General features: G+C 40.7%; 9 protein-coding genes. All 9 read right to left on the bottom strand.

The window, feature by feature from the left end:
- Positions 1–173 precede the first annotated feature (173 nt).
- The 9 genes from QZL64_RS02235 to QZL64_RS02195 all read right to left on the bottom strand — a co-directional run bounded on the left by QZL64_RS02235 (position 174) and on the right by QZL64_RS02195 (position 8,306).
- Positions 174–623 carry an OmpH family outer membrane protein gene (locus QZL64_RS02235; RefSeq protein WP_021840420.1) on the bottom strand — a complete coding sequence of 150 codons (450 nt, stop codon included), beginning with the start codon at positions 621–623 and terminating at the stop codon, positions 174–176.
- A gap of 234 nt (positions 624–857) precedes the next feature.
- The gene (locus QZL64_RS02230) at positions 858–1,232 is read right to left on the bottom strand and encodes a GerW family sporulation protein (RefSeq protein WP_021840419.1); all 375 of its coding nucleotides are present in this window, start codon (positions 1,230–1,232) and stop codon (positions 858–860) included.
- A gap of 61 nt (positions 1,233–1,293) precedes the next feature.
- Positions 1,294–2,403, bottom strand: a complete 1,110-nt coding sequence (locus QZL64_RS02225) for a hypothetical protein (protein ID WP_296309178.1) — start codon at positions 2,401–2,403, stop codon at positions 1,294–1,296.
- Positions 2,404–2,561: 158 nt separating this feature from the next.
- Positions 2,562–3,140 carry a cob(I)yrinic acid a,c-diamide adenosyltransferase gene (locus QZL64_RS02220; RefSeq protein WP_021840417.1) on the bottom strand — a complete coding sequence of 193 codons (579 nt, stop codon included), beginning with the start codon at positions 3,138–3,140 and terminating at the stop codon, positions 2,562–2,564.
- Between the two features lie 320 nt (positions 3,141–3,460).
- On the bottom strand, positions 3,461–4,459 hold the full coding sequence (locus QZL64_RS02215) for a M23 family metallopeptidase (RefSeq protein WP_021840416.1): 999 nt from the start codon (positions 4,457–4,459) through the stop codon (positions 3,461–3,463).
- 72 nt (positions 4,460–4,531) lie between these two features.
- Positions 4,532–5,053 (bottom strand): DUF4446 family protein, encoded by a 522-nt coding sequence (locus tag QZL64_RS02210; protein WP_021840415.1) that lies wholly within the window; start codon positions 5,051–5,053, stop codon positions 4,532–4,534.
- Positions 5,054–5,263: 210 nt separating this feature from the next.
- Positions 5,264–6,481: a [FeFe] hydrogenase H-cluster maturation GTPase HydF gene (gene hydF / locus QZL64_RS02205; RefSeq protein WP_021840414.1), complete on the bottom strand. Its 1,218-nt coding sequence runs from the start codon at positions 6,479–6,481 to the stop codon at positions 5,264–5,266.
- Positions 6,482–6,556: 75 nt separating this feature from the next.
- Positions 6,557–7,552, bottom strand: a complete 996-nt coding sequence (locus QZL64_RS02200; protein ID WP_021840413.1) for a ParB/RepB/Spo0J family partition protein — start codon at positions 7,550–7,552, stop codon at positions 6,557–6,559.
- Complete coding sequence (locus QZL64_RS02195) at positions 7,545–8,306, bottom strand: ParA family protein (RefSeq protein ID WP_021840412.1); 762 nt, start codon at positions 8,304–8,306, stop codon at positions 7,545–7,547. Before QZL64_RS02195 ends, QZL64_RS02200 begins: the two co-directional genes overlap by 8 nt.
- Between the last annotated feature and the right edge of the window lie 354 nt (positions 8,307–8,660).

The raw sequence follows: 8,660 nt of genomic DNA, 5'->3' as shown, positions 1-8,660 counted from the left end.
GAGTTAAAAAACTCAATTTCGTTACAGCCCCTAAAAACCAACTCAAAATGTCCTATAGGCCCCTTATTCTATAGCCTCATATATGTTAAAAGCGAGCCAAGGTCATCCTTGACTCGCTTTTTTAATGAGGGTCTACTGTCATATGACAGTCCCTAACTAATGAAGTTACTTGCTTATTTCAACAAAGCAATTACGTCGTCAGTTACGTTTTCAGCAGTAGAGTTTGGTTCGATGCTTACGATTACTGTAGGGTTAGCTACGATGAAAGGTAAGTTTTTCTGAGCACGTACCTGATCCAATCTTTCTTGGATTTTAGAATCAACCGGTGCGAAGATTTTGTTCATTTCTTCGTTGTATTTCTGAGCTACCGGAGCATATTTTTTATCGATAGCTTCCTGTTTTGCTTTTTCGTCTTTGATAGCGTTGATTTCGTTTTCCAATTTCTGAAGTTTTGGAGCGTATTCCTGTTCAACTTTCTGAGCTTGCATTTGAATAGCGCCGTAACCAGGGTATGCCTGCATTACCTGAGCCATATTAACTACGCCAACATTAGCTGCGCTGGCAGCACCTAAACCAATTGTTCCAATAACTGCTAAAGCAGCAAGATTCTTTTTAAAATTCATGTCCCAAAGACCTCCTTACAAAACTAGAGCGTATTATGTAGCCCTATATTCACTATAGTAACAGAAATATAGAGAAACTACAATATCTAAAAAAATTAATTTAGTATTCAATATTCATTTTTGTCATGTATTCATCATACCGATTGATAATGAACATCAAATGAATTATCGCTAAAACCAATTATATACTCTAAACAGCCCCTTAATAAAGAGGCTGTTCGGAGAAATAATATTTTATTTTTCATCATTTTCGTTGATATAAATATATTGGTCCTTTTTTAACTTGGAGATAATTTCAGGAACCATACCGATAAGGCGATCAAAACCACTGTATTTAGCAGAACCTTTGATGTTGAATAATTCTACCCGTTCGCCTTTGATAACAAGAATAGCAGTCGGTTCCATTTTAGCACCGCCGCCGGCGCCACCGCAGTCAGCTTTACCGGCACCACCGGTACCGAAACCCATGGTTACATCTACAAATGGAACGAGTGTAGCATCGCCGATCTGAATCGCTTCGCCTACTACAGTTTCCACTTTAATCATATCTTTGAATTTTTCAAAAATAGGTTGTAAATTCTCTTTAACAAAGGTGCATTTATTTTCCATGAGGATCCTCCTTAACGCATGTGTACTTCACACCGATAATAGTTAGTATCGTAGCAACGCGTTACGCAGCTGCTTTATCTTTTGCTTCTGATTTTTTAGCTTTGTTATTTTTGTCTGTAGCCTGTTTATTATCAGACTCTTTAGCTTCCGCTTCTTTTTTAGCTTTTTGTGCTTTGCGATAGCGCAAGGCAAATTTTACCGCATCAATTAAAAGGTCTCGCACCGGTTTAGATACGGCAAACAAGGTACCGTAAAAAGCAAGTACGCCTGGGCTGATACGACCATGCACGTCTAAGCTGCCTTCAAAAGCGGGCTCAACGAAACTAAGTTCCACATTAGTCATTTTTTCAGGCCAAATCGAATATAAGGCGGATGCGGTCAAGCCCATTTGATATGGATTGCCCGTACCGAATGTGCCTTCGATTTCAAAGTGACGCGGTTTCGAATGATTGTAACAACGCTTGGTAAAAAGCAATAATTTCTCATATAAGGCACCGTTGGTTACATGTTTAACCCACCACCATTTATAAGGGTCTTTTGCCTTTTCTTCAGTCTTAGCGTCTTCGTCAGCTTGCTTGCTGCCAGCATCAGCTTTATCGGCCTCATTGGCTTCTTCAGCTTGCCGTGTTGCCTTAGCGGCTGCCGCTTCATTTTGAGCTCGCAATTCACTTGGTGATATAGTGCCTTCCACTTCACCCGTAGTCGGGTTCGTCATGACAATGCGGTCACCGCTTTTTTCAGTGACTTCTTCCACTGTTTCTACAGGCTTGCCGTCAGCATCAAAGCGTACACTCTTAATCACCGTCTTAGGTGTAGTGTCTTCTTCGCCTTCTTCCTGTTGTATCCGCGTTTTGTCCAACTCTTCTTCATAGACCTTGGATTCATCAGGTTCAGCCGTCTCTTCCGCTACGCGGCGGGACAACCAATCTTCATAATCGCGGACATCGCCCAATTTTGCTTTACGCAAAATATAAACTTCTTTGAAAAAAGGCTTGCCTTGCTCATAGGCAAAGTGAATGCGAAACATTTTGCCCCACCATTGAACAAATAAGCGCGCTTTATACGGTTTACGGCCTACTAATTCAACAGCGTATGTAATGGGGTTAAAAATAGCGACTATAATCAGAACAAAAATAACCAGTAGCACTATGGCTAGCCAGGTCACAGGCAACACCTACCCTCCTATAGTAACGTCTTGCGGTTTTCTCTATATCCGCCGCCTTTTCAGCTACCTGAAAAAGGCATTCTTATTAATATTCTCCATATAGAGAGAAAATTCCTCTATTTTAGAAATCTTAATTTAAAGAATTCTATCTGAATTTATTGTGGTTAGTTTTCAATGCCGGCTCTAGCTAAAACACCTTTGGTATAATAATGTTTTACCTCTTCCATAGAAGTAACCAAATCAGCTGCTTCGACGAGCCAATCAGGAGCCCCACGACCGGTAAAAATCAATTCGGTCTTCGGTGAACGATGTGCCAATAGAGCTTCCGTATCTTCGCGACTGATAAGTCCGAAAAACAGGGCCATTACATATTCATCAAGTACTACCACATCATATTCGCCGGAACTTACTGCTTCTTTAGCTCGTTCCATGCCTTTAGCTATAAGCGTTACATAATCAGCCGGCGGTTTGCCGACAGGAAATACAACAACTTCATCACCCCAACGAGCCAATTCTTCTTTGGTTTTGACTCCTTCTTGGATGATAAAAAAAGGCTTACCTACCGTCTCTAAGGTCAGATTCGGTAAGGTCGGTAAAATTTTATGTTCACTGTAAACCTTCGATTTCATGAACTGCAAAAACAACACTTTTTTGCCTGCTCCTAAGGCACGAATCGCCAACCCTATAGCAGCAGTCGTTTTACCTTTGCCATCGCCCGTATAGACTTGCACATACGTATCCATGATGGACCTCCTTTACACATTTGTATATTATCATTTTACCACATCTAAACCGCTAACGTTATATAAAAACTGTATACATTGAAAAATCTTTTAAATTTTTTTATCAAAAAGGCTATAACAACTCAAATATGCCATTATGAAACAAGAAAATTCTAATAATTTTCCTAATCATAAGACAATCTATGAGTGTTATAGCCTTTAGTTTTTATGATAACTTATTCAATTTTCATATAGGATTTGATTCGGTTATTCGCCAAATACTACCCGGCTCTCGGTGCCAAATTCTAAACAGCAATAAAGTTAGTGAATTAACAAGAATGCTACTGAATCGGCAAGAATAACAACGGATCTACAGCTACGCCGTTAATATCCACTTCATAGTGAACATGGCTACCCGTACTCTTACCGGTACTACCCATTAAAGCAATCGTGTCACCTTGTTTTACCTGCATGCCTGCATGAACAAGTAAAACCGAGTTATGGCCGTAACGTGTTACAAAACCATTACCATGATCGATTTCTACCAAATTACCGTAACCGCCCGATGTTGCATCGGCAAAGGTAACCGTCCCCGCTGCAGTAGCAATAATCGGTGTACCGTAGTCATTAGCAATATCAAGCCCTTCATGGGTAGCGGAACCGCCATAAACAGGATCGATACGAGTACCGAAATTGGACGTAATAACCCCTTTAGCCGGCCAAATAGACGGCATAGTCGATGTATTGCCCGGATTATTGGCTGCAAATGCTACCGATTGTAAATCACGAATATTCTGGCCTGCGCCGTCACGCAAAATATTGCGCAACATATAAAACGAAGCCATACGCTGCTGTGCCAAGCGGTCAAGGCGCGACAATTTAGCCGACAAGCTTGTTACGGATGTTCCGGAACTGCCGGCGGCATTAGCTGCAGCGCTATTAGAATCTGTTTTAGCGGCACCGCCAGGCTCATCCTTATCGCCGGAAGCCGCCTGCGGGGTTTGTGCTTCTCCACCACCTTGCGGTATCGTACCGGATTCGGAGCCCTTAACCATTTGGCGAATTTCTTTATCCAACTGGTCCAACGATTCCATTTTTTTATCTAAAATCTCAGTTTTTTGTTGCAATAGCTTCAATTGTTCCGTCTGTAATTGCGTTTGTTGCCGCAATTGCATAACTTCAGCCTGACGCGTAATGCCCCAGATGCCGAAGCCTAAGGTAACAACCAATAACAATACGAAGCCGGTCAAAACCCAGCGCCATTGTTGTTTCGTTATTTGCAACGTATACGAATCGCCCTGACTTTGCACATGCTGTGCCAAAAAGTCCGGAATTTTCATATATTGCCCCAACTCCTTCTTTTTACTACAATCCTTTCATCATTAAATTTGTTGTAACAAGATGTATCTATCTTATTTTACTACGGAAGCGCTGATAAGAGCTTCTTCATTGCTCTTCGTGCCCAAAGCTTCCTGCAAGCTTTCCATTTCTTCCTGAGAAAGACTGGCAAGACTTTTACCGTTAACAATAGGTTTACTGAAAATACGAGATTCACTGCGTCCATATACACTGGAAATACAAATCCCGTTGTTATTACCATCCAATAAAGTTACGGAGAACGATAAGTCGTTTCCTATATTTTCAAAGGCATTGTATTTAACAAAACCAATTTTCTGAAATGTATTGTGCTGTGTCGCCTGAATTGCTTCCTGCTGCTGGAATAAACTTTCAATCGATTCCGCCGCATCACGCAATTCTTTGACTTCTACAGATAATTTACGCTCTAAACTACTGCCATTTTCACCGCGCATAAAATAATCATATCGCTTACTTAAGGAATTAATTTTACTTTGCAGTACGAGGCAATAGAGAAATAATACAATGAGTAATAAACCGCCGGCAGTGGCGATCCAAAGTTGCATATTTTCTAACATGATATGCCTTTCTATTTAAAATTATACGAATATAATGAATTTAATATTAAATTACAGCCTATTTCATCAATAACATGAAATAGCAAGGCTATAATATGCTGTTTTTTCCTTTTAAGGAGTCCATAATTCAACCAAATTATATCTTATAGCTGAACTTTTATTATATCACAAATGTGTGATTATTGTTACATTCAAATGCCTCAAGCCTACTTATAACTCAGAAGCAAAGGGACTAAGTGCACGGTCTAGTATACCATGTAATGACGCAATTAGCACGCCATAATTTACGATAGGCACCCCTTGTTGTTCTGATACATCCAGGCGGCGCAATACTTCACGGCGCGTCAACATACAGGCTCCGCAGTGAATTATCAAATCGAAGTCCTTTACATTTTCCGGGAAAGCGCCACCGCTGGTCCATTGCAAATCTAAATTTTCATACCCCGCCTGTTTTAACCAACGCGGGATTTTAACCGTACCGATATCATCACATTGACGATGATGGGTGCAGCCTTCACTAATCAGAACTTTAGCGCCCGGTTTTAAGTTTTTAACAGCTTTCACGCCGGCTGCCAATGTTTTTAAATTACCTTTAAAACGAGCCATCAAAATAGAAAAGGATGTAAGCGGAATGTCATCCGGCACCTGCTGAGCCACGGCATCAAAAGCCTGCGAATCGGTGATTACCATTTTTGGTTTTACCCCTAATTTAGCAAGAGCTGCCGAAACTTCTTCCGTTTGCACTACAAGACCCATACCATGAGCATCCAATATTTCACGAATCATCTGCACTTGCGGCAAAATAATACGCCCTTTTGGCGCAGCCTCATCGATGGGGCACACCAAAAGAATAACATCATGCGGCTCTACCAAACCGGCCAATAAAGATTGCTCATCTTCACCGTCTTTTGGTTTCATAGAACCTAATTTTTCTAAAATAACTCTCTGTTTATCATTTTTCAATAAGTCAGCGCCTATATAGGCCAAGTTCAAATCACCCAATACAGCACCGGCTTGTGCCATGTAAGAATCAGCGGTAATACCGGCCACTTCATTTAAAACAAGTAAAGTATTTACATTTTGACGTTGCAACAAACCAAGCCATTCCATATCCGCTGCTGTTAGTGCCGCATCGGTTTTCAAAACATACACGGCCAAGTTCATGCGCGGCAATAATTCTTTTGTCTTATTAATACGCAGCGGTCCCAACTCCGACGTATCGTCAACGCCGGCTGTATCGGTAATAACAACCGGACCTAATGGCAAAATTTCCATGGCTTTGCTCACCGGATCCGTAGTTGTACCGGCTACTTCCGAAACCAATGCAATTGGCTGTCCAGTCAACATATTAATCAAGGTAGATTTACCTGCATTACAGCGGCCGAAAAAACCGATATGTACACGATTTGCTTTTGGTGTTTGTTCCATACTTGTCATAGCTTCTTACTTACCTACCTTTAATATAACGTAAACCGCTCCAACCGTATGAAAATAGGTTAGCGGTTAAACGTGAAATGAAATGGAAGCCGATTCATCAGCGTCAACTTCAGTCTGTGCAGGAGAAGCTCCCTCAACTTCACCCATACCTTGGGCCTCTATATAATCTATGAGATAGTTTAACTCCTCTTCACTACGGAAGGCTATCTCCATTTTCCCTTGTACCTTATTACCTGCTTTAACTTTAATATCTACGGGCATGCCGAGACTCACTTTTAAGCGGTCCATAATAGCCCGTAACTCAGCTGTTTGCTGAGCTTTCGTTCTTGCTTTGCCCTGTTTACCATAGGTACCGTCAAGCATTTGCTTAACCAGTGTTTCCACCTGGCGGGCCGTTAATTCTTTTTCTTTAATAAGCTTTAATGCTTCTTTTTGTAATTCTTTATTTTTTAAACTCAATAGTGGTCTGGCTTGACCAATAGAAATATCGCCAAGGGATAATTCTGTAAGAATAAAATCCGGCAGCTGCAGTAGGCGCACCATATTGGCCACATGAGAACGACTGCGTCCCAAGCGAGTGGCAATGGCCTCTTGCGTCTTTTTAAACGTATCCATAAGGCGCTTATACGCATATGCCTCTTCTACAGGGTCCAAATCTTGACGCTGTAAATTTTCCACTAAGGCGATTTCCGTAATCTGTTCCATACTGTAGTCTTTAATGACTACCGGTATGGTCGTAAGTTCCGCCAACTGGGCAGCGCGCCAACGACGTTCGCCCGCCACTATTTGATATTTATCATCCATTTTACAAACTACGATAGGTTGAATCACACCATACTGACGAATCGATTCCACCAATGTTGCCATTTCATCTTCTAAAAAATTACGACGTGGCTGATTTGGATTAGGCTCGATTTCCGTTAACGGTAATTCAACAATTCCCGTTTTAGCGGCTTCATCAATATTGGCTGTGGCCGCGGATGCAGTTCTCTGCTCATCTTGCGGCAGCAAGGAAAGCACACCTCTGCCGAGACCACCTTTTTTCTTACTGTCTCTAGGCATTTTTGATGACCTCCTTGGCTAATTTCATATACACTTCGGCCCCCTTGGATTTCGGATCATAAATAATGATCGGTTCGCCATAGCTGGGCGCCTCACTTAAACGCACATTCCGAGGAATGATAGTTTTATACACTTTAGTAGTGAAGAATTTTTTAACTTCATCCGCCACTTGAATCGATAAATTAGTACGACCGTCAAACATGGTTAACAATACACCTTCAACTTCAAGTTTTTCATTCAAGGATTTTTTAACCAAGTTAACGGTATTAATCAACTGGCTAACTCCCTCCAGTGCATAGAATTCACTTTGAATCGGAATCAATACACCATCAGCGGCAGTCATCGCATTGAGGGTGAGCAAATCGAGTGATGGCGGGCAATCGATGAAAATAAAATCATAGTCATCTTTTACTTCTTTTAACGCCTTTTTCAAAATATGCTCGCGCTTTGGTAAGTTTACCAATTCAACACCGGCTCCGGCCAAATCTATGGATGCAGGTGCAATCTTCAATTTCTTAAGAGCTGTTGGCACGATAACATCATTCATCGTCATGCCATTGATTAAAACATCATAAATACAAAGCTCTAAATTATCTTTATCAATGCCAAGTCCGCTTGAGGCATTTCCCTGTGGATCCATATCAATAAGCAGCACTTTTTTGCCTAATTTCGCAATACAAGCACTTAAATTAACCGATGTGGTCGTCTTGCCGACTCCACCTTTTTGATTTGTTATGGCTATTATTTTTCCCACAGGCTCACCTCATTTTCTTAATACAAATACACAAAAATATTATACCATACTCCCCGAATAAAAACTTGTAAAATAGGACAATTTAATCATTTTTTAAAAATTGTTTCACGTGAAACAATTGAATTTTTCTTTGCTTATAAAGAGATGTTACATTAAATTCAAAACAATACGCACCTTTAATTGCGTGGCTATTTGTTTCACGTGAAACAATCCAACTCATCTTCAAATTTTAAAATTCTAATATTAATTTTATTCCTCCCGCATTAGTTTTATAATTCGAGCATTAATGTTTCACGTGAAACATTTACGGCGATAATTAAATAGGTTCTATAATTTATTTTGGGGCGCTAAAGA

The sequence above is a fragment of the Veillonella sp. CAG:933 genome (assembly GCF_000431435.1).
Classification (GTDB): domain Bacteria; phylum Bacillota; class Negativicutes; order Veillonellales; family Veillonellaceae; genus Veillonella_A.
Note: the sequence above shows the minus strand (reverse complement) of the source record. Positions and strands in the feature narration are given on the sequence as shown.